General features: G+C 67.8%; 20 protein-coding genes. 16 read left to right on the top strand and 4 right to left on the bottom strand.

Going from position 1 to position 18,433, the window contains the following annotated elements; translation table 11 throughout:
* Positions 1 to 273 precede the first annotated feature (273 nt).
* Complete coding sequence (locus tag AB0395_RS38825) at positions 274 to 1,938, top strand: carboxylesterase family protein (RefSeq protein ID WP_366290198.1); 1,665 nt, start codon at positions 274 to 276, stop codon at positions 1,936 to 1,938.
* Positions 1,939 to 2,139: 201 nt separating this feature from the next.
* On the top strand, positions 2,140 to 3,816 hold the full coding sequence (locus AB0395_RS38820; RefSeq protein WP_366290196.1) for a PQQ-binding-like beta-propeller repeat protein: 1,677 nt from the start codon (positions 2,140 to 2,142) through the stop codon (positions 3,814 to 3,816).
* Positions 3,817 to 3,895: 79 nt separating this feature from the next.
* On the opposite strand, the gene AB0395_RS38815 is transcribed toward AB0395_RS38820, so the two are convergent.
* From AB0395_RS38815 to AB0395_RS38805, 3 genes are all read right to left on the bottom strand, one after another.
* Positions 3,896 to 4,834 carry an AraC family transcriptional regulator gene (locus tag AB0395_RS38815; RefSeq protein ID WP_366290193.1) on the bottom strand — a complete coding sequence of 313 codons (939 nt, stop codon included), beginning with the start codon at positions 4,832 to 4,834 and terminating at the stop codon, positions 3,896 to 3,898.
* 4 nt (positions 4,835 to 4,838) lie between these two features.
* A complete protein-coding gene (locus AB0395_RS38810; protein WP_366290190.1) occupies positions 4,839 to 5,765 on the bottom strand; it encodes an NADP-dependent oxidoreductase in 927 nt (308 codons plus the stop codon).
* A gap of 191 nt (positions 5,766 to 5,956) precedes the next feature.
* Positions 5,957 to 6,463, bottom strand: a complete 507-nt coding sequence (locus tag AB0395_RS38805) for an ATP-binding protein (RefSeq protein ID WP_366290188.1) — start codon at positions 6,461 to 6,463, stop codon at positions 5,957 to 5,959.
* Between the two features lie 351 nt (positions 6,464 to 6,814).
* Between AB0395_RS38805 and AB0395_RS38800 the strand changes: the two genes are divergently transcribed.
* The 4 genes from AB0395_RS38800 (at position 6,815) to AB0395_RS38785 (ending at position 9,078) form a co-directional block, all read left to right on the top strand.
* On the top strand, positions 6,815 to 7,708 hold the full coding sequence (locus AB0395_RS38800; RefSeq protein ID WP_366290185.1) for a helix-turn-helix transcriptional regulator: 894 nt from the start codon (positions 6,815 to 6,817) through the stop codon (positions 7,706 to 7,708).
* 14 nt (positions 7,709 to 7,722) lie between these two features.
* Positions 7,723 to 7,938, top strand: coding sequence for a DUF397 domain-containing protein (locus AB0395_RS38795; protein WP_366290182.1), 216 nt, complete (start codon positions 7,723 to 7,725; stop codon positions 7,936 to 7,938).
* Between the two features lie 31 nt (positions 7,939 to 7,969).
* Positions 7,970 to 8,161: a DUF397 domain-containing protein gene (locus tag AB0395_RS38790; RefSeq protein ID WP_366290179.1), complete on the top strand. Its 192-nt coding sequence runs from the start codon at positions 7,970 to 7,972 to the stop codon at positions 8,159 to 8,161.
* 365 nt (positions 8,162 to 8,526) lie between these two features.
* Positions 8,527 to 9,078, top strand: coding sequence for a hypothetical protein (locus AB0395_RS38785; RefSeq protein WP_366290176.1), 552 nt, complete (start codon positions 8,527 to 8,529; stop codon positions 9,076 to 9,078).
* Between the two features lie 34 nt (positions 9,079 to 9,112).
* Here the strand turns inward: AB0395_RS38785 and AB0395_RS38780 are convergent, their stop codons facing one another.
* Positions 9,113 to 10,561 (bottom strand): XRE family transcriptional regulator, encoded by a 1,449-nt coding sequence (locus AB0395_RS38780; RefSeq protein ID WP_366290173.1) that lies wholly within the window; start codon positions 10,559 to 10,561, stop codon positions 9,113 to 9,115.
* 176 nt (positions 10,562 to 10,737) lie between these two features.
* On the opposite strand from AB0395_RS38780, the gene AB0395_RS38775 reads away from it, so the two are divergent.
* The 10 genes from AB0395_RS38775 (at position 10,738) to AB0395_RS38730 (ending at position 18,113) form a co-directional block, all read left to right on the top strand.
* Positions 10,738 to 10,977: a hypothetical protein gene (locus AB0395_RS38775; RefSeq protein WP_366290170.1), complete on the top strand. Its 240-nt coding sequence runs from the start codon at positions 10,738 to 10,740 to the stop codon at positions 10,975 to 10,977.
* Positions 10,949 to 11,476 carry a DUF6879 family protein gene (locus AB0395_RS38770; RefSeq protein ID WP_366290167.1) on the top strand — a complete coding sequence of 176 codons (528 nt, stop codon included), beginning with the start codon at positions 10,949 to 10,951 and terminating at the stop codon, positions 11,474 to 11,476. Before AB0395_RS38775 ends, AB0395_RS38770 begins: the two co-directional genes overlap by 29 nt.
* 18 nt (positions 11,477 to 11,494) lie before the next feature.
* Positions 11,495 to 12,337 carry a helix-turn-helix transcriptional regulator gene (locus AB0395_RS38765; protein WP_366290164.1) on the top strand — a complete coding sequence of 281 codons (843 nt, stop codon included), beginning with the start codon at positions 11,495 to 11,497 and terminating at the stop codon, positions 12,335 to 12,337.
* Positions 12,338 to 12,762: 425 nt separating this feature from the next.
* Positions 12,763 to 12,969 (top strand): hypothetical protein, encoded by a 207-nt coding sequence (locus tag AB0395_RS38760; RefSeq protein ID WP_366290161.1) that lies wholly within the window; start codon positions 12,763 to 12,765, stop codon positions 12,967 to 12,969.
* A gap of 98 nt (positions 12,970 to 13,067) precedes the next feature.
* Positions 13,068 to 13,412: a hypothetical protein gene (locus AB0395_RS38755; protein ID WP_366290158.1), complete on the top strand. Its 345-nt coding sequence runs from the start codon at positions 13,068 to 13,070 to the stop codon at positions 13,410 to 13,412.
* 350 nt (positions 13,413 to 13,762) lie between these two features.
* Positions 13,763 to 14,812, top strand: coding sequence for a hypothetical protein (locus AB0395_RS38750; protein WP_366290155.1), 1,050 nt, complete (start codon positions 13,763 to 13,765; stop codon positions 14,810 to 14,812).
* Positions 14,812 to 15,807: a thymidylate synthase gene (locus AB0395_RS38745; protein ID WP_366290153.1), complete on the top strand. Its 996-nt coding sequence runs from the start codon at positions 14,812 to 14,814 to the stop codon at positions 15,805 to 15,807. The genes AB0395_RS38750 and AB0395_RS38745 overlap by 1 nt, the downstream gene beginning before the upstream one ends.
* 2 nt (positions 15,808 to 15,809) lie before the next feature.
* Positions 15,810 to 16,325: a nucleoside-diphosphate kinase gene (locus tag AB0395_RS38740; protein WP_366290152.1), complete on the top strand. Its 516-nt coding sequence runs from the start codon at positions 15,810 to 15,812 to the stop codon at positions 16,323 to 16,325.
* Positions 16,322 to 17,497 (top strand): hypothetical protein, encoded by a 1,176-nt coding sequence (locus tag AB0395_RS38735; RefSeq protein ID WP_366290150.1) that lies wholly within the window; start codon positions 16,322 to 16,324, stop codon positions 17,495 to 17,497. The genes AB0395_RS38740 and AB0395_RS38735 overlap by 4 nt, the downstream gene beginning before the upstream one ends.
* 10 nt (positions 17,498 to 17,507) lie before the next feature.
* On the top strand, positions 17,508 to 18,113 hold the full coding sequence (locus tag AB0395_RS38730) for a 3'-5' exonuclease (protein ID WP_366290148.1): 606 nt from the start codon (positions 17,508 to 17,510) through the stop codon (positions 18,111 to 18,113).
* The last annotated feature ends 320 nt before the right edge of the window (positions 18,114 to 18,433 follow it).

The raw sequence follows: 18,433 nt of genomic DNA, 5'->3' as shown, positions 1-18,433 counted from the left end.
GTCCTGCCGCATTACCGACAGTTACTGATCGAGTCAGGATAAAGTCAGGGATCGATTGACCATTGGGCGAGGTGATTCGACCGCTCACCGACATGGCGGGACCGGTGAGCGCCCGGGGAGCGCCGCTCGGCAACCCCGGCACATCGTGCCTATTCCGCACCATTGGCCCGCCCTATGGTCAAGTTGCCCTTTCGTGTTCTTTTGCCCGGCAGATCGAAGTCGGCCACCGGCCGATCCCCCCAGTTCTGTTGTCGGTCCTAAAGGAAATCCTGCATGAAGACGAAGAAACGGCACTTCACGCTCTCCGTGGTCGTGTCACTCGTCGCGACGGCGATGGCGCTCACCTCCTCCACCCCGGCGGCCGTGGCCGCGGCCGGGCGGCAGGCCGTACTCACGACCGCGCGGACCGCGGCGTCCCAGCAGACAGCCCCCGCGTGCGCGCCCGACACGACGGTCCAGACCGACCAGGGCCCGGTGTGCGGCCTGGTCACCAACGGTGTCAAGTCCTGGCTCGGGGTCCCCTACGCCGCGCCGCCCGTCGACAGGCTGCGCTGGGCGCCGCCCGAGCAGCACGCCCCCTGGACCTCGACCGTCGAGGCGACGGAGCGGGGCGCCCCCTGCCCGCAGCCCGCGTTCCTCGGCGCCGAGTCGACCAACGAGGACTGCCTGAAGCTGAACGTCGCCGTGCCCGCGAACGCGGGCACCGAGCCGCTGGCCGTGATGGTCGAGTTCCACGGCGGCGGGTTCCGGCTCGGCGCCTCCTCTGACGGGACCTACCTGGCGGGCGCGGGACACGTCGTCCACGTCAGCGTCGACTACCGGCTCGGCATCCTCGGGTTCATGGTGAACAAGTCGCTGAGCGCGCGCTCGGGGAACTACGCCCTGCGTGACCAGCAGGAGGCCCTGCGCTGGGTCCACCGCAACATCGCCAAGTTCGGCGGCGACCCGAACAACGTGACCATCTACGGCGCGTCCGCCGGCGGGTCCAGCGTGTGCGCCCACACCACCTCGCCGGTGTCCAAGGGCCTGTTCCAGAAGGGCATCGCGCAGAGCGGCGAGTACAACTCGCTGCTCGACAAGGACACCACCTGGCAGAAGCAGGACTGCAAGTCCGCCCTGCCGACCCTGGCCGAGGCCGAGCAGACCGGCGACCGCTTCGCCGCCGCCCTCGGCTGCGGGAACGCCACCGACGTGGCCGCCTGCCTGCGCGCCGTACCGGTCAAGACGCTGCTGGAGAAGTCCGGCGACGGGCTCGGCCCCGACAAGGGCACGCTGGGCCCCATCGTCGACGGCACGATCCTGCCGTTGTCCCCCGGTGAGGCGTTCGCCAAGGGACGCGTCAACAAGGTGACGCTCATGCATGGCGTGGACCGCGACGAGGTCCAGCTCCTTGGCGCCAACACCCCGGAGGAGTACGAGAAGCTGGTCAAGGAGCAGTACGGCTCCCTGGCCCCCGAGGTGTTCAAGCGCTACCCGATCAACCGCTTCCCCGCCCCCTCGGTCTTCATCGCCTACCGCACCATCGTGGCCGACTCCAACTCCGTCTGCCCCGCTCTGCTCAACGACGAGCGGCTGGCCCGGTACATCCCGGTCTACGCCTTCCAGGTCGACAACGCCGACGCCCCGCCGATCTTCTTCCTGGACAAGACCAAGCCGAACGGCTCGTACCACATCAACGAGGCGCTCTTCCTGGCCTTCCCCAGGGCCGACCTGAGCCCCAACCAGCAGGCCTTCGGCACCCAGCTGGTCACCCAGTGGACCGGATTCGCCAAGACCGGCGACCCGACGGTCGACGGCGCGCCGTACTGGTCCAGGTTCACCCGCTCCCACCCCTCCGTCATGTCGCTCGTGCCCGCGGGCGACAGTCAGTTGACGGAGGAGATCTCCAAGCAGCACAACTGCGACTTCTGGAAGAAGTACGCGGCGTTCACCCGCTGAGCGGATCCGCGGAACGGACTCCCGAGCGGGCGTCCCTCCCTCGCCTGGTGGCCCGCCGTACCTGGCCGGGCCCTTGGTGCTCATGATCTGAAAAAGCGCTACATGTCATGACTTTCATCCGGTGACTCAATGATCCGGCACCGTGCACGACGCCCGTGCACGGTGCCGCACCCCCCGGTGCAACACAGGAGAAAGAAGAGAATGGAAATGCGTTCGATCAGGAAAAAGAGGTTCCTCAGGTCAACCGCGGTGGTGGCCGCGTCGAGCCTGGCCCTGCTGCTGAACACACCCGTTACGGCCAGTGCCGCGCCTCCCGACGGGGACGCGCAGGCCACGGCCGACGCGACCGGCTACGGCGGGGGCCACTCCCCGTCGTTCCCCGGCGACTGGCCGTCCTGGCAGAAGGACCTGAGCGGCTCGCGCTCCAACCCCCTGGAGCATCAGATCACGCCGGGCAACGTGGGCGGCCTGAAACTGAAGTGGGCCTTCGCCTACCCCAAGAACACGGGCACGCCGCACAGCCAGCCCGCCGTCGTGGGTGACACCATCTACTTCGGCGCGACGGACGGCCACTTCTACGCCCGTGACGCGCGGACCGGCGCCGCCAAGTGGGACTTCGACCTGAGCACCGTCGGCACCCCTGGCCCCGGGGGACGCGCCGTGGTGCAGGACGGCGCCGCGGTTTCGGGCGGCAAGGTGTACTTCGGCGACGGCCGGGGCTACTTCTACGCGCTGGAACAGCGCACCGGCAAGCTGGCCTGGGCTCGGCAGATCGACACCGAGATCGCCGCGGGCGTGACCAGCTCGCCGATCGTCTACGGCGGCCGGGTCTACGTCGGTGTGTCCAGCGGCCAGAACATCCTCGGCAAGAACTTCCCCTGCTGCACCTTCCGCGGCCACATCGACGCCCTGAACGCCGAGACCGGCGAGCAGGTCTGGCGCTACTACACCGTGCCCGAGCCCAAGCAGAACGGCACCTGGCCCAACGGCGTGCCCAAGTACGAGGCGTCCGGCGCGGGCGTGTGGAGCACCCCGGCCATCGACCCGATCACTCGCACGCTGTACGTCGGGACCGGGCAGAACTACACCGGGAGCGCGGGCAACTACGACTCGGTGCTCGCGCTGGACATCGCGTCCGGCAAGGCCCGCTGGACCAGGAAGATGACCGACGTCGACACCTGGCGCATCGAGTGCTCCTTCCCCACCCCCGAGGACAAGCAGTACTGCCCGAACCTCCCGGACGGCACCGCGCTCGACTTCGACCTGGGCGCCGCGCCCAACCTCTTCAGCGCGGGCGGCAAGCGCCTGATCGGCATCGGCCAGAAGGCCGGGGTCTACCACGTGCTCGACGCCAGGACCGGAAAGATCGTCTGGCAGCGCCAGCTGTCCACGCCGATGCCCAGCGGCGGCCTGTCCGGCATCCAGTGGGGCACCAGCTTCGACGGGGAGCGCCTCTACGTCTCGACGTACATGGCCAGGCCGGGCACGCTGTTCGCCCTCGACCCTGCGGACGGTCACGTCATCTGGAAGACCCCCAACCCGGCCGACGGCTGCACCACCGGCGGCGCGGCGCAGTACCCCAACGTCTGCCAGCTCGGTCACGGCCCCGCGGTGACCACCACGCCCGGCATCGTCTGGCTGGGCAGCATGGACGGCAAGATGCGGGCCTACTCCGCGCGCACCGGTGAGGTGCTGTGGACCTACGACACGATCACCCCGGTCGACGGTGTCAACGGCCTGCCCGGCCGCGGCGGCGCCGTGTCCGGCGCGGGCGGCGCGGTCGTCTCCCACGGCATGGTCTACGTGCAGTCCGGCTACGCGTTCACCCCGTACCCCAACCCCGACCGCGGCTCAGTCCTGCTGGCCTTCGGCCTGTAGCGCGGGAGGTCCGCAGACACCCCTATCCCGGAGGGGTGCAGCCGGGGGCGGCGACCGACCGCCGCCCCCGGCCCTGTCGTCAGGCCGTTCTGACCTTACGGCGGTATCCACCGGGGGCCACGTTGTACTCGCGTTTGAAGGCTTTCGCGAAGGCGAACTCCGAGCCGTATCCGGTCTGGGCGGCGACGGCGGTCAGGGTGGTGTCGGACTCGCGCAACAGCCGGGCTGCGATCGTCATGCGCCAACGGGTCAGATAGGCCATGGGCGGCTCCCCCACCAGCGCCGTGAACCGCCGGGCGAAGGCCGCGCGGGAGAGCCCGGCCCGCTCGGCCAGCGACTCGACGCTCCACTGGGCCGACGGGTTCTCGTGAATGGCCGCCAGCGCCGGAGCGACCGCCGAGTCGCCGAGCGCGGCGGCCCAGCCCTTCGCCGCCGCCAGAGGCTGAGCCTCCAACCAGGCGCGCAGGATGTAGAGCAGCAGTGAGTCGATCAACGTGGGGACGATGCCGACCGATCCCATCCGTGGGTTCTCCAGCTCCGCGCCGAGCAGTTGGACGGCGGCGCTCAGCTCCGGGTGGCGACCGGGCCCCGTCCGCAGATGGATCACCTCGGGCAACTGCCGCACCAACGGGTGCGGCCGCCCCTGGTCCAGGTGGTAGTTGCCGCACAGCAGGCTGGTCAACGCGCCGTCGCCGCCTGTCCTCAGGGTGCCGATCGGCGACCCCGGATGAAACTGTTCCGGCCGTTCCACCTCAGCCGGTGTGGACGGGTGGTCGGCGAGGATGTGACCACTGCCGTCGCGCAGAAAGATCACATCCCCCGGGCTCAGGGCGATCGGCTTCACATGGTCGGGAGCGTCCTCCACGGCCACCAGCCAACACGTCCCGTGCAGCACCACATGGAAACCGGCTCCCGCGACAGGCGGAAGCCGAAGCCCCCAGGGGGCGCGGCCGTCGGTGCGGACGGACGTCGGCCGCCCGGTCCGCATCGAACTCAGAGCCTCGGTCAGAATGTCCACATCCTCACCCTACGGTCAGGACAACCTTTCCCTGCACCTGCCCGGAACCGACCAGTTCATGAGCCTTGCCCGCTTCTTCGAGCGGGAAAGTCTCCTGTACGTGAGGCCGGATCCGTCCCGCGTCGATCAGCTCGGAGATCGCCTCCAGGGACGCGTAGTCAGGCTCGACCGAAACCCCCGCGAAGTGCCGCCCGGCCGCCTCAACCTCGGCCTGCAGCTCCCGGTTCCAATGCTCCATGATGGTCACCAACGTGCCCCCCGGCCGCAACACGCTCAGTGAACGCGAACCCTGGGCGTTCGAGTCGAAGACGACATCAAGATCACGCACCACGTCCGCGAAGTCGGTGACCTGGTAGTCGATCACCTCGTCCGCCCCGAGGCTCCGCAGGAACTCGTGTCGCGCCTCGCTCGCCAACGCGATCACATGCGCCCCATGCGCCTTGGCGATCTGCACCGCGAAGTGCCCGACTCCTCCGGCGGCGCGGTTGATCAGCACCCGGTCGCCGGCCTTCACCCGCGCCGCGTCCACCAACCCCTGCCAGGCCGTCAGCGCGGCCAGCGGCACGGCGGCGGCCTCCACATGGTCGAGCGAGGCGGGCTTACGAGCGACCTGCCGCGAGGGGGCGGCGACGTACTCGGCGTATCCGGTCGCGGCACGCGGGAAGAAAGGCATTCCGAAGACCTCGTCGCCCACCTTGAAGCGAGCCCCCGGACTGACTTCCTCTACAACGCCGGAAACATCCCACCCCACCCCGAAACTGGGCTCACCCAGCAACGGATAGACCCCCGACCTGACGGCGACGTCCACGGGGTTCACGCCACTCGCCAGGACCCGGATGAGCACCTCACCACTGAGGAGCTCGGGGCGGTCGACATCGACGATCTCCAGGACCTCAGGACCGCCGAAGGAATTCTGGACAACGGCACGCATGGAAGCTCTCCCTTTCCGCTCGGTTTGACGCCCTCAACGTTAGGGAGATCGAATGAGCCGCGTAATGGTCTGCCGTCTTGAAAACATGTCCCATCGTCTTCCACCGGGTCACGCTCAGCCACAGGGCCGTCAAGGGCGGCCAGACGGCCGAGCACCTCGACCCCACCGGCCCCGAAACTGCCGCGCCGATCTCATTCCGCCGACTCGGCCGCGGGGTCGGCGAACGTGGCGGAAAAACCGGACCAGGTGCTCTCTACCGGAAGCGCCGGTGAAGCCACCAGCGTGCACCATACGATCTTTCCTCCTGATTTCGGCCGGTGGTAACCCCAGCCGCTCGTGAGCAGGTCCACGAGGTAGAGGCCGCGTCCGCCCTCGTCGTCCGGATCGGGGTTCCTGAGGACGGGCGGGGTACGGCCGGCGTCCCAGACACGCAGCACGACCGCTCCGTCGGCTTGGTAGAGGTCCATCCAGATGCGGTCCGGGCTCGCCAGGGCGGCCGTCTCCAGCGCGGCCAGAGACGCGGTGTGCGCCTTGATCGCGTTGGAGACCAGCTCGGAGACGACGAGCCGGGCCGTCTCGACCAGGTCGTCTCGCCGCCAGCCCTCCAGCACGCGCTGGATGTGCACGCGGGCGTAGTAGGGCGAGGTCGAGAAGACGGAGAGTTCCAGGTAGTGCTCTCTGACGCTGACACCGGCCATTTTCCCTCGATCCTGGTCGGCAGGTCGGACACAGGACCGGCACCGCTCGCAGCCGGGGGAACCGCTCCCTCATGGGTGGCGAGGGTGCGGCGCCGGTCCTGTGGGGGGCACGACCGGGAAACGGCAGGGGGCTGCCGCCGGTCATGCCGTTTGCGCCGGACGGACACCCGACAGGGGGTGAGCCGTATCGGGAGGGAAGGTCGTCCGCCCGGCCGCCTGGGGAAATCACACGTTCCGTCTTCCAGCGAGGAACCGCCCTGGAAGGCTTGACTCTCAGAGCATGCACCATCACTCTCAGTGAATGCAAGGCCTACATTCGTAGTGCCTACATAGTCCAGGAAGGTGCCGAAAATGCGGGAGAAGCAGGGAATGGATGAGAACGCGCCCGCGCCATCAAGCAGACGCCAACCTCCCACCGTGCGCCTACGCCGCCTGGCCGCCGAGCTACGTCGTCTCCGCCAGGCCGCCGGGCTGTCCCAGGAGGAGGTGGCGGAGAAAACCAACGTCAACAGCGTCACGCTCTACCGGATCGAGTCGGCCAAGACCAAGCCGCAGCTCCGGACGTTGATCGCCCTGCTCGACGCCTACGGAGTCACCGGCGATGAACGCGCCGACCTGTTGGCTCTCCAGAAAGAGGCAAAGCAACGCGGCTGGCTGCATAGCTTCGACGCCGAGCTTCCCGATCAGTACACCGCTCTCATCAGCCTGGAGGCCGAGGCACAGCAGGCCATCAACTACGAGTCATTGTTCATCCCCGGCCTGTTGCAGACCGAGGACTACGCGCGGGCGGTGATCCGAGGCGTGCTGCCGACCGCCACCGACGACGAAGTCGAGACCCGCGTCATCGCCCGGCTACAGCGACAGGCGCTCTTGGAAGGCGACACTCCTCTCCGGTTGTGGGCGATCCTGGATGAGGCCGCCCTGTCGCGGACGGTCGGCAGCGACGCCATCATGCGTAACCAGCTCACGCATCTCGTCCAGCAGGCCAAGCGCCCGCACATCACCCTTCAGGTCATCCCGTTCTCCGCCGGGGCCCACCCAGGCATGCCGGGCAGTTTCATCCACCTGAAGTTTCCCGAGGACGACCCCGACGTGATCTACATCGACAGCATGGCTGGCGACTTGTTCCTTGAGAAGGAAAAGGATATCGAGAGGTATAACGACATCTGTGAGCATCTTCGCGCGATAGCGCTCAGCCCAGCCAAAACGATCGCGCTATTCGGATCCCTACGCGAAGATCACTAGAGGAAGGAAGCAAAATGCAGCAGCCTGGCCTCTCCAGCACGCCCTGGCACAAAAGCAGCCTCAGCGGCGACGGCGCGAGCTGCGTCGAAGTGGCCTTCATCGACGACACCGTCGCCATCCGCGACACCAAGAACCGCCAAGGCGGCACCCTCACATTCCACCGCGACACCTGGACGACCTTCGTCAGCGACATCAAACAAGGCGGCTTCGACGACCTCGCACTCCAATGACATTGTGAGATGCAGAAGAGGCAGGGGACAGATGCAGCACCCCAACCCCTCCAACAATCGCTGGCGCAAGAACAGCCTCAGCGCCGACGGCCCGAGCTGCGTCGAAGTGGCCTTCATCGACGACACCGTCGCCGTCCGCGACACCAAAAACCGCCAAGGCGGCACCCTCAGGGGTGCCACCCGAATACGGTGGAAACGGGCCACGCCGGGACGCAGGGGCTGAGCTGCGCGCGCCTCCTGATCCTTCATGTCCCGGGCAGAGGCGAGCAGCGCCTCCACCACTGCGGCGGCGGCCTTGGCAGCTTCCGGGTGTTTCTCCGGGTCCGGGTGCAGGGCTCCCAGTAGGTTCACCAGGTAGCTGTTCATCTGGCGGCTTCCGTAGCCGTGGCTGGCTGCGGAAGCGTCCATGCGATCGCGCAGGGCCGGGTCCGGCCGCACCAATCCTCGGCTTGCGCTCTCCCAGGTACGTCTGAGCCATCATCCCTCCCTTATCACTGTGATCAGCAGTCCTGCCATGAAACTGTTTCAACGGCGAGCACTCTGGGAAACCAGCCGTGCGCGTGTCGCGGAACAACTTAAGGTCCAAAGGTGACCACCACTAGCGACGGTCCGTCTGACGATGACATCCAGCGCCGGTTCCTCGAACTGGTCGACCACTTCTACGCTTTCGACGTCCCGAATGCCCCTCAAGCTGAACCGGCAGACAACTACGCCGCGATCACTAGCCACGCATTCGATGGCTCGTTCGAGATGTACCTCCTGCTTGGCCTAGCCCCGATTGACGATCTGCTGCAGGCCGTCGGACGAGTAAACAGGAACACCGCCCCCCGGTCGTATTCCCTAGAGACGGGCCAGCAGATCATCGTTGCTCCCCCGGGCGTCCTCACTTCGTCTCCGGGTGAGGACAGTGCTGGCACAGCCGATCTGGTGTCCCGGGAGACCAAGCGGCGCCTGTTTCAGGCTTACGTGTTCACCGCAGTCTTCACCGCAATCACCGCAGCGATCCTCGACCATGAAGATGCCATGAGTACGGCCACCCTGTTTGTCGGCGGGTCTGCGCTTCAAGTTGCTTGGTACTGCACACTTGTCGCGGGCCGGGCGTTCGACAAGCTATACCCGCCCGAGAACGAAGCAAAGTAGCAGCACCCTTCGCCTACGAAGAGCGGAGGTTCTTCTACAGGCCGTTGGGTTCGTCACTGATCCGTCCGACTGGCACAAGCGCGGGAAGACCGCGTAGCCGCTCGCAGAAAGCGTGGCTTTCACGGCCGGGATCGGGATGTTGGAACAGGTCTCGCTCGAGGCTGCGGAGCCGGGCCCGGCTGGTCTCGCGGATGGCGTTGGCGGGAACGGTGTCGAGGACCTCGCTGGCCAAGGCGACGGCATCGGACAGGTTCCTGCGTGCGGCTTCGGCCCGCGCCAGAGCAAGGGTCGCGGCGGCCCAGCCGGGGCTTCCCGCGGTTTTGCCTGCCCGGGAAACCTCCGCGTGCGTCCGTCCCTGGTTGTGGTCGCCGAACTGGAGACTGACCTCGGCAAGGTGTAGCTGAAGTTCGGCGTGATCGAATCCGAACCGGCCAGGTTGCTCGCCGTGAGGGTCGGCTGCCATCTCGTCCTGTGCGGCGGCCATCACCCGGAGCGCGTCGGAGCGGTGCTGTGCGCCGAGGTTGGCTAAAGAGCGCAGCTGGCCCCAGGCCAGAATGTGAGCACGGCGAAGCGGCGTGTCCGCGTATTCCAGAGCTTGGCGGGACAGATCGAGCGCCTCGGGAAACTTCTGCTGGGCGTTGGCGGTCATCGCCTGCGCGCCCAGCGACCAGCAGATCAGATGACTGTCGCCGACGGTGGTTCCCAGACGGGCCGCAGTGCCAAGGTGGATTTGGGCGCCGGTGTGATCGCCCAGTACGAATGCCAGGTTGCCGACCAGGGCCGATAACCAGCCAGCCAGTTTCCGCAGTTCGGTGCGGACGGCGTCAGATTGCGGTTGCCGAAGCATCGCTCCGACCAGGGCCCGAGTGCGGTGCACCTCGACCGCCAGCAGCGCGGGAGCGAACGCCGAGAAGTTGGCAGCGTAGTAGCCGATCGCGGTTTCGAGGTGTTCCCTGACGAGCGGTCCGCCTGCGGGGCCGTCCACCTCCAGTGCGAGCTGGATCGACTCCCGCAAGGCTTCAAGCGCAATGGTCCTGTTCTCGGCGGTCATGAAGTGTCCGTTCGTCAGTGCGGCCGCTGTCTGAAGGAAAGGACGTCGCGGGTCCTGCGGACCGGCAAGGGCGGCGGTCGCCGGTTCCAGCCCAAGCTGCGCGAGAGGCACCTGGTAGAGGCGGCTCAGCATCAGCGCGTATTCCCCTTGGGGAGTGATGTTGCCGTGCTCCCAGCGGCACAGCATGGAGGAGTTCAGAGGCGGAGTGGCAAGCTGGTCGGCCTCGTAGAGGGCCGAGATCCCGGCGATCGCCTGCGCTCTGCTCCACCCGTAGGCCAGTCGCCATGCCTCCAGCGGGAGAATGTCCGGGACTTCGGTGTGGATCGCCGTAGCGATCCGTTCCACGTCCCAGCGGGCACGCTGCCCACTGCTGCGGATCTGGTGTGCCTGCCGCTGCAGTTCAGCGCGCCGGGCTCGGCTGACCCTGGCCATGTCGCACCTCTCCGTGCGTCTCCGGCTCTGTGAAACGAACCTGACCTGCAGGCCCTGTACCGATCATTGCCGGGCCCGGCAATGATCGGGCGAGATCGGTGACATTGATCGATCGCGGAGGCTGGGTCAGGGTCAGGTGAGCATTGTTGAGCACAGCTGACCTGAAGGAGGTCCCGATGGCTCTACAGTTCATCGGTAAGGACCCCGAGTCCGACCACGACGGCTCTCCGACGATCTACGACGACGGGGACACCTACATCCTGCAGGGCTGGAAGATCACCGACCCAGCGGCGCTCGCCGAGATCGACGCGGTCAGGCCGATTCCTGAACGTGAGACCGTCATCCGTTTCCCCAAACGGATGATGCAGCTCTTCCCGGAGGTCAACGGTGGCGACAACGGCCACAGCAACGCGTAACGAGTTCGCCGAACTGCTCCAGGCGGCGCAGCGCACGGCTGCGCATCTGGAGATGCGCGACGTGTATGCCGTAGGGGATCCCTCGTTCGAGGCGTGGCAGGCCGGGCAGCCCTTCGACCGGTCCGGTCGCGACGCGGTATGGCGGGGGATCCTCGCTGGGCCGATCGGCCGGGGCGTCCAGGTCCGGCGGGCTCGGATCGTGTCCGAGCCCGTCACCGACTACATCCGCTACGAGCACGAGATCACTGCCGCCGCGAACCTCGCGGCCGGCGAACAGGTCCGGTGGCTGCCCCGCCGTCAAGCTTCTGATCTGGCACTGCCCGGCAACGACTTCTGGCTGTTCGATGAGCGAACATTGAGGTTCAACCACTTCACCGGCGACGGCCGGTGGGCTGGAACTGAGATCGTCACCGACTCTGCCGTGGTGAGACTGTGCGCATCGGCGTTCGACGCGGTCTGGAGCCGCGCTGTGCCGCACGGGATTTACAGACCCGCCTGAAACCCTGTCGAGCCATCTGTGCCAGCGTCGAATGTCGAGCAAGCCCGCCGGGCCCTTGGGCTGCGCTTACGTGAAATCCGCATGGATCGAGGCCTGAGTTGCAAGGCACTGGCGGCGCTGGCCGGGTGGTACGACGGAAGCAAGGTCTCCAAGATCGAGCACGGCCGCCAGACGCCTTCGGCTCAGGACATCCTCGCCTGGTGCCGTCACTGCGATACCGACGACCAGGCGGAAGACCTGATCGCCAGCGTCCGCATCATCGACGGGATGTACGTCGAATGGCGGCGCCGCCAGCGCACCGGTATGCGCCGCCTCCAAGAGTCCTACACACCCCTGTACGAGGCGACCACACACTTCCGTATCTACCAGCCGCTCAGCATCCCCGGCCTGCTCCAAACCGCGGAGTATGCGACCGCGCTGCTGGCGGCGATCATCTCCGTCCGGGGCATCCCCGACGACACCGAGGCCGCCGTCGCCGCCCGCCTCGAACGCCAGCGCGTGCTGTACTCCGGTGCTCGCCGATTCGCGATCGTGCTGGAAGAGGCTGTCCTGCACACCGGTCTTGGTGGCGCGGAGGTCATGGCCGGACAGCTGGACCGGCTGATCACGCTCATGTCGCTGCCCAGCGTCAGCCTCGGGATCATTCCTGCCCGCCCTGATCGGCGGATGTGGCCAACCGTCCCGTTCTGGATCTACGACGAGGCGCGAGTTGCCGTCGAGCTCCCGTCCGCTGAGATAACGATCACCCAGCCCCGTGAGATCGCGATCTACATCGACACTTTCGTCAAGCACGCCGAGCACGCGGTGACCGGCGCACACGCTCGGGCTTTGATCACCTCGGCGCTCGACCAACTGTCCTGATCAACATCTTCCGAGCATTCTCAAGCATTCTCATCGACCTCGAATGCACCACGGGCGAATCCTTGACGTAACCGCCCCACCCGCGCAGGGAGCTACGATGGCCCGCCGAACATTCCGAGCAAGATCCACCGTCACAGACCTGACAGCCGCATCTGAAACGGCCAATTCCGCCGTCTTGGTCGCCGAGCAGCTCCAGAACGCGCTCCTACGCCGAGGTCTCCGAACGGACGTGTTCCCGTTCGAGTCTGGTCACGTCGCCGTCTCGGTCGGTCCCGGCCTGGTAGCGCTGACGGACGGGGAACGCATCTGGTGGCTCGCCCCGCGTCGGGGACAGCACGGCAGGTCTCGATGGGCGGTCTATCGCACGCCCGCCCTGGCCGCTGTACGGCTCGCCGCTCAACGCCTCCCTCTGGAAGGAGATCAGTGTGCGATTCCCCGATGACCTGCCCGCCGACGTCCCCGCCGAGCGATCCCAGAATCGGTGGGGGGTGATGCGGCTGCTGTACGGGCGGCGCTTCGCGGCCCAGCACGGCGATCACACGATCGTGGCCCCCTCCTCGCCCCGGTCACTGAGCTCGATGGAGGCCATCAACCCTGTGATGAACATGTGGCGGGTCCCGCCCCCGCGGTGACCCCGCAGCCCCCGTAAGGGTCACCGGAACGCAGCCCACAACCCCGCGGCCGGAAGACGATCCCGGGGCCGCCACACCCCACCGCGAAGGAGCCCACCGTGTTGCCACCCGGCACACCCGCCGCCACCGCCCTGCGCAAAGCCGCCTCCGCCGCCTACGACCCCGCAGCCACCGAGCTGCGCCGCCTGCAGCACCTCCTCATCAACCGCAACGTCTTCACCACACTCGGCCACGACGACGGCGCCCCGCGGCTGACCGTCGTGCAGACCGACTTCACCGTCTGGACCGACTCCCGCGAGCAGACCTACTTCTGGAACGTCACCGGTGAACGCGCCGAACACGCCCCCATCTCGGAAGTGGGAGACGCCGCGCGCCGGATCGCCGAACGCCTCGCCAAGCTCTTCACCGACCCGGCCGGTCCGGCGCCGGAGTCGGTGGTGTGAGACCGGCGCGGCAGTCCTGTCTGGGAGATCGGCCCGTGGGGGCCGGGAAACCCTACGGGTTGTCGCGCCTATCCCGTGCGCCCTCGGGGGTGCACGGAATCCGTGGTGCAGGCCAGTCTGGGGTGGCACTCGGCTGGCCTGCACCACCCGCATCTCAGACGTGCTGCTCTTGGATCAAGAGCCTGGCGTAGCAGCCACTGGCCACGCCGGATCAACCGCCGTTGCCTGATGGCATGCCCTCACCAAAGACCGAAGGAGGTAACCCCCTCAGCACGGTGTCCTTCGCATGCCCGGAACGCTGCCCGCTCGGCGGCCGCCGGTCAGCAAGATTCTCCAATGAGGAGACCACGGTGAAAATCGGCTTCAGCTTCTGGGGGTTCCTCGGCCCCGGCATCCTCGATACCCCGGACGGCGGCCGGTTTTGGCGCCGCTCGATCGTCGATGAGCTCACCGCGCTCGGCCACCAACTCGTGCTCCTGCAAACCAACCGCGACCTGACCGAAGCAGGGCAGGCACTGCCCTACCAGTGGGATCCCGGATTCCCCGACATCGACGTGCTGGTGTGCGAGTGGCGCTGGCCGCTGCCGGGCCGTAACACCACCCCGTGCGAGGCCGCCGGGCACACCTGCGACCTGCACCGGCAACAGGACCTGCTCGACCACTACGCCCACGCACAGACCTTGCCGACGGTGCTGTGGGACACCGACCGGCAGATGACCCCCGACGACCCCCTGCGGCGCATGCCGAACGTCGTCGTCTGCGACACCGCCCGCCGTCTCGCTGCGGGCGCGGCGGTGCTGTTCAACATGGTCCCCGACAAGCTGATTGACGCCGCCGACCCTGAGCAGCTCGTCGCCCGGCGCCGGCCGCTCGACCTGGCCTACGTCGGCAACCAGTACGACCGCGACGAGGCGTTCGGGGAGTTCTTCGCCCCTGCGGCCGCGCGCTTCCCGCACCGAGTCGCCGGGAAGTGGCCGCGCACCGAGGCATGGCCGCAGGTGAACTTCACCGGCCGCTGCTCCTTCGGCGACGTGGCCGGCGTCTACCGTACGGCGCTCAGCACTGTGCTGCTGCTTCCCGACCGATACGCTACCGTCGGCGCTATCACCCAGCGCGCGGGCGAAGCGGTGACCGAAGGCTGCCTGCCGCTCACCCCCGTCACCATCGCCTGCGTCGACCAGGTCATGCCCCCGGCGCTGCACGTCGCCGACCGGCACGAGGTCATCGAACGCATCCAGTGGCTGCGTAGCATCGCGGGCACGACCGAGCACGCCGAGCTGATCGGCACGTGCCTGCGGTACCTGACGCCGATGCGGGTCTCCCACCAGGTGGCTTCTCTGGACCGGATCATCACGGACCTGGTCGGCTCCTGCCGCCTGGCCGGTGAGGGGAGCCGCTGATGCTGCGGCCCGCGGTGTTCGCGGCGTTCCACGACGCCTACCGCGCGGTGCTGGACCTGGTGGCTGCCACCCCCCAGTACACGATCTCCTCCCGCGGCAACCGCTCGCGTGAGGTGCTGAACGTCTCCTTCACCCTCACCGACCCGCGCCGCCGCACCCCGGCACTGGCCGCCCGCCGCACCAACATCGTTTTCAACCTCGCCGAAGCGCTGTGGTACCTGGCCGGGCGCGACGACCTCGACATGATCGGCTACTACGCGCCGCGGCTGCGTAGCCTGGCCGCGGACGGTGCGCGGCTGACTGGCACCGCCTACGGGCCGCGCCTGTTCGCCCCTCGGGGAAGAAGTCAGTTCGACCACGCGATCCAACTTCTGGCCGCCGACCCTGACAGCAAACGCGCCGCTATGACGATCATGCGGCCGTTTGAGTTCACCGACCCGGGCAACCCCGACGTCGCCTGCACCCTCGCGGTGCAGTTCCTGATCCGCGGCGGCCGACTGCACACGGTGGTGTTCATGCGCGGCAACGACGCTCTGCTCGGCCTGGTGTGCGATGTGTTCTCCTTCACCTTCATCGCCGAGTTCGCCGCGCTTCAGCTCGGCGTGCCGCTGGGCACCTACACCCACCATGTCGCCTCGATGCACCTCAACATCCCCGACCTGCCTCAGGCTCACGCGATCCTCACCGAACCCACCGCTCCTCCGGCCGCCGGGGAGGCCATGCCGACCGGCACCACTTGGCGCACCGTGCAGGAGGTGCTGCGCTGGGAGGAGGAACTGCGTAACAACCGGCGCGCCCTCTCAGCCGCTGACACCGTCGCCCTGCCGCTGAAGCCGTACTGGCAGCAGGTGGTGCTGCTGCTGGAGGTCTATCGGCAGATCACCCACCAGCCCGACCGACCCGTCACAGCCGATGTGCTGGCCGCGCTGACCCCGCTGCACCGGTGGCTGGTCACCTGCCGCTGGCCCGGCCACCTCCCCACCGGACAGGAGTAACGATGCCACCTGTGGACTGGTCGACCTGGTCGGTGATCCTGCTCAAACCCGACTGTCTGAAGCGCGACCTGGCCGATGAGGTACTGGCGTGGATCGGCCGCGAGATGCACGTCACGGCCCGCCGCGTGATCTACCCGACCGAGGTGCAGATCTTCGCCCACTACGACGACATGCTTGATCCGCGCGTCTCGCAGGAGTTCGGGTTGGACGTGCCCGCCGCGCTGCGCCGCCTGTACGTCGGCGCCCGGGTGATGGTCGCTCTCGGCCGCGGCCCAGACGCTGCGGCCCGCCTGCGTGCACTGATCGGCCCCACCTTCCCAGGCGTCACCGACGCCGACACGATTCGCGGCCGCTTCGGCATCGACACCCTGGCCACGGCCCGCGCCGAGGGCAGGCTCATCAACAACCTGATCCACACCAGCGATCACGCCGGTGTCGTGCAACGCGACTTCGACATCTGGTACGGCCCCGGCCGGCACCACCTGCTCACCCCCACCGCAGATGGGAGCACCGCATGACCGTCGTCCCCCGTGCCCGGCGCACTCTGCCGCTGCTGACCGCCGAGCAGATCGCCGGCCTGAAGCCGGAACTCGCCGACCCCGTCGAGTATCGCAAGTCCGGCCTGTCGCTCAATCACATCGTGGGCTGCCCACTGGATTGCGGGTACTGCGTCCGCCACCTGTTCGACAACTTCGAGATGAAGGCCCCACGGGTGCTGATGAGCGACGAGGCCGCCGTCGAACTGCTCACTGGCCACCGCTACTTCCAGCCGCACCTCACCCCCATCCAGATCTTCAACAGGGCCACCGACCCCATGCTGGCCGTGGTCAAGCCGCACACCTTCAACGTGCTGCGACTGCTGGACGAACGCGCTCTGACCAACCACGTCCTGGTCATCACCCGCTGGCACGTCGACGCCGACGACTGCGCCGTCCTCAACAGCTTCCGCCACCTCAAAATCACCGTGTTGGTGACGCACTCGGGGATCGACCACTCCGGCATCGAGCCAGTGGACTCGGCCATCGCCGCGACCAGCCTGCGCACCTTGCACGAGCACGCCGACCGGTACCGGACCCTCCTGTACTGGCGGCCGATCGTGCCGGGTCTCAACGACTCCGACGCCCACATCCGCCAGGCTCTGGAGTTGTCGCAGCACGCGCACGCCACGGTGTTCACCGGCCTGTTCTTCCGCGCGCAGATCGCCGCCTACTACCGTGAGCACGGACTGCCCGAGCCGTACGACGACATCGCCCGCCGCAAGATCATGCCGGAAGAGTCCGAGCAGCGGATCCTCACAGCGTTCCACCGGCCCGCCAACCGAGACGCGCCGTGGGGGCCGCTGTTTCGCAAGACGAGCTGCGGCGTGGCCTACGCCCACGGGCAGGCCGACTACAACGGCCACTACGGCATCCGCGAGCTGTGCGACATCTGCCCGCTGGCCCAACTGGAGCTGTGCCGCAACTCCTGGAGGGCCCCCGACCTGGAGCAGGTCACCGAGCAGGCCCGCATGCTCGGCGCGGTCGGTGCCGTGGAGGTCACCGAACGCGCCATCATGGTGGAAGGACTGAACGAGCCGCCGCGCTACTTCCTGCAGCACACCCACGGCTACCAGGTCCACGACCGCGCGCACCCTCACCACCACCGCCGGCACGGCCGCGCCGACATCGGCTGGCCTGCGCCCACCGCATAGGAGAGACCTCGTGGACTTCGGCACCTGGCCGCCCCTGTTCGTTGTCGATGTCGAGGGCAACGGTGCCCAGCCGCCGGACCTGGTGGAGGTCGCCGCCGTCCGCATCGACGGTGGGCGGCCGGTTCCGCAGGCGACGCTGTGCACCCTGATCCACCCGCCGCGGCCGATCACGCGTTTCGCCAGAGGCGTCCACCACATCACCGACCGGGATGTGGTCAACGCCCCCGCCTGGGAGCACGTCGCCCCGGCCGTCCAGGACACTCTGCAGGGCGTATGGATCGCCGCCCACAACGCGCACGTCGACTACACGGTGCTGCACCGCCACCTGCCCGACTGGAAGCCCGCCGGTGTCCTCGACACTCTGCGCCTGGCCCGCGCCACCCTGCCGCAGGCGCCCAGCCACGGCCTAGACGCCCTCCTGACCCACACCGGTATCGGCACCGGCGACATCCCCGGCCAGCGCCACCGCGCCGGATTCGACGCCCACGCCACCGCGCGGCTCCTGCTCACCCTCGCCGACCGCTACCCCACCTGGGACGCCCTGACCGCGGTGGCCGTCCCCCCCGGCCTGCCCGGCGCCGCCACCCCCGACCATGAGGAACAAACCCTATGGTGACCCGCCCCGTCCATCTCGGCATCGCCGGAACGCACGGCACCGGCACCACCACCTTGGCCCGCCGCATCGAGATGGAACTACGCGCTGTCGGCCTGACCGTGGCCCGTGTCAACTGGGCTTCCCCTCGTAACGTAGAGACATCGCCTTAAGGGGGGGACGGCGTTGGAGGTGGCGTGAGTCGTAGCGGTTGTTCGATCGGCGGTCCCGCGTGGGGCGGAGATGCGCCGCGCAGTTTACGGGGCCGCTCTCTCCGGCCTCAAAGGTCGCTGCCGCGATCGCTGCGCGACGGCCTTCGGCCGCCCTTGACCCCGGAGACCTCT

The sequence above is a fragment of the Streptosporangium sp. NPDC051023 genome, assembly GCF_040689595.1.
Classification (GTDB): Bacteria; Actinomycetota; Actinomycetes; order Streptosporangiales; family Streptosporangiaceae; genus Streptosporangium.
Note: the sequence above shows the minus strand (reverse complement) of the source record. Positions and strands in the feature narration are given on the sequence as shown.

Bases quoted from the DNA above. Each gene is read 5' to 3' on its own strand.
- AB0395_RS38810 (WP_366290190.1), bottom strand. From the start codon at position 5,765: ATGCGTGCCGTTGTCCAGAATTCCTTCGGCGGTCCTGAGGTCCTGGAG.
- AB0395_RS38745 (WP_366290153.1), top strand. From the start codon at position 14,812: ATGCTGCGGCCCGCGGTGTTCGCGGCGTTCCACGACGCCTACCGCGCG.
- AB0395_RS38800 (WP_366290185.1), top strand. From the start codon at position 6,815: ATGCGGGAGAAGCAGGGAATGGATGAGAACGCGCCCGCGCCATCAAGC.
- AB0395_RS38790 (WP_366290179.1), top strand. From the start codon at position 7,970: ATGCAGCACCCCAACCCCTCCAACAATCGCTGGCGCAAGAACAGCCTC.
- AB0395_RS38740 (WP_366290152.1), top strand. From the start codon at position 15,810: ATGCCACCTGTGGACTGGTCGACCTGGTCGGTGATCCTGCTCAAACCC.
- AB0395_RS38825 (WP_366290198.1), top strand. From the start codon at position 274: ATGAAGACGAAGAAACGGCACTTCACGCTCTCCGTGGTCGTGTCACTC.
- AB0395_RS38780 (WP_366290173.1), bottom strand. From the start codon at position 10,561: ATGGCCAGGGTCAGCCGAGCCCGGCGCGCTGAACTGCAGCGGCAGGCA.
- AB0395_RS38795 (WP_366290182.1), top strand. From the start codon at position 7,723: ATGCAGCAGCCTGGCCTCTCCAGCACGCCCTGGCACAAAAGCAGCCTC.
- AB0395_RS38820 (WP_366290196.1), top strand. From the start codon at position 2,140: ATGGAAATGCGTTCGATCAGGAAAAAGAGGTTCCTCAGGTCAACCGCG.
- AB0395_RS38775 (WP_366290170.1), top strand. From the start codon at position 10,738: ATGGCTCTACAGTTCATCGGTAAGGACCCCGAGTCCGACCACGACGGC.
- AB0395_RS38805 (WP_366290188.1), bottom strand. From the start codon at position 6,463: ATGGCCGGTGTCAGCGTCAGAGAGCACTACCTGGAACTCTCCGTCTTC.
- AB0395_RS38735 (WP_366290150.1), top strand. From the start codon at position 16,322: ATGACCGTCGTCCCCCGTGCCCGGCGCACTCTGCCGCTGCTGACCGCC.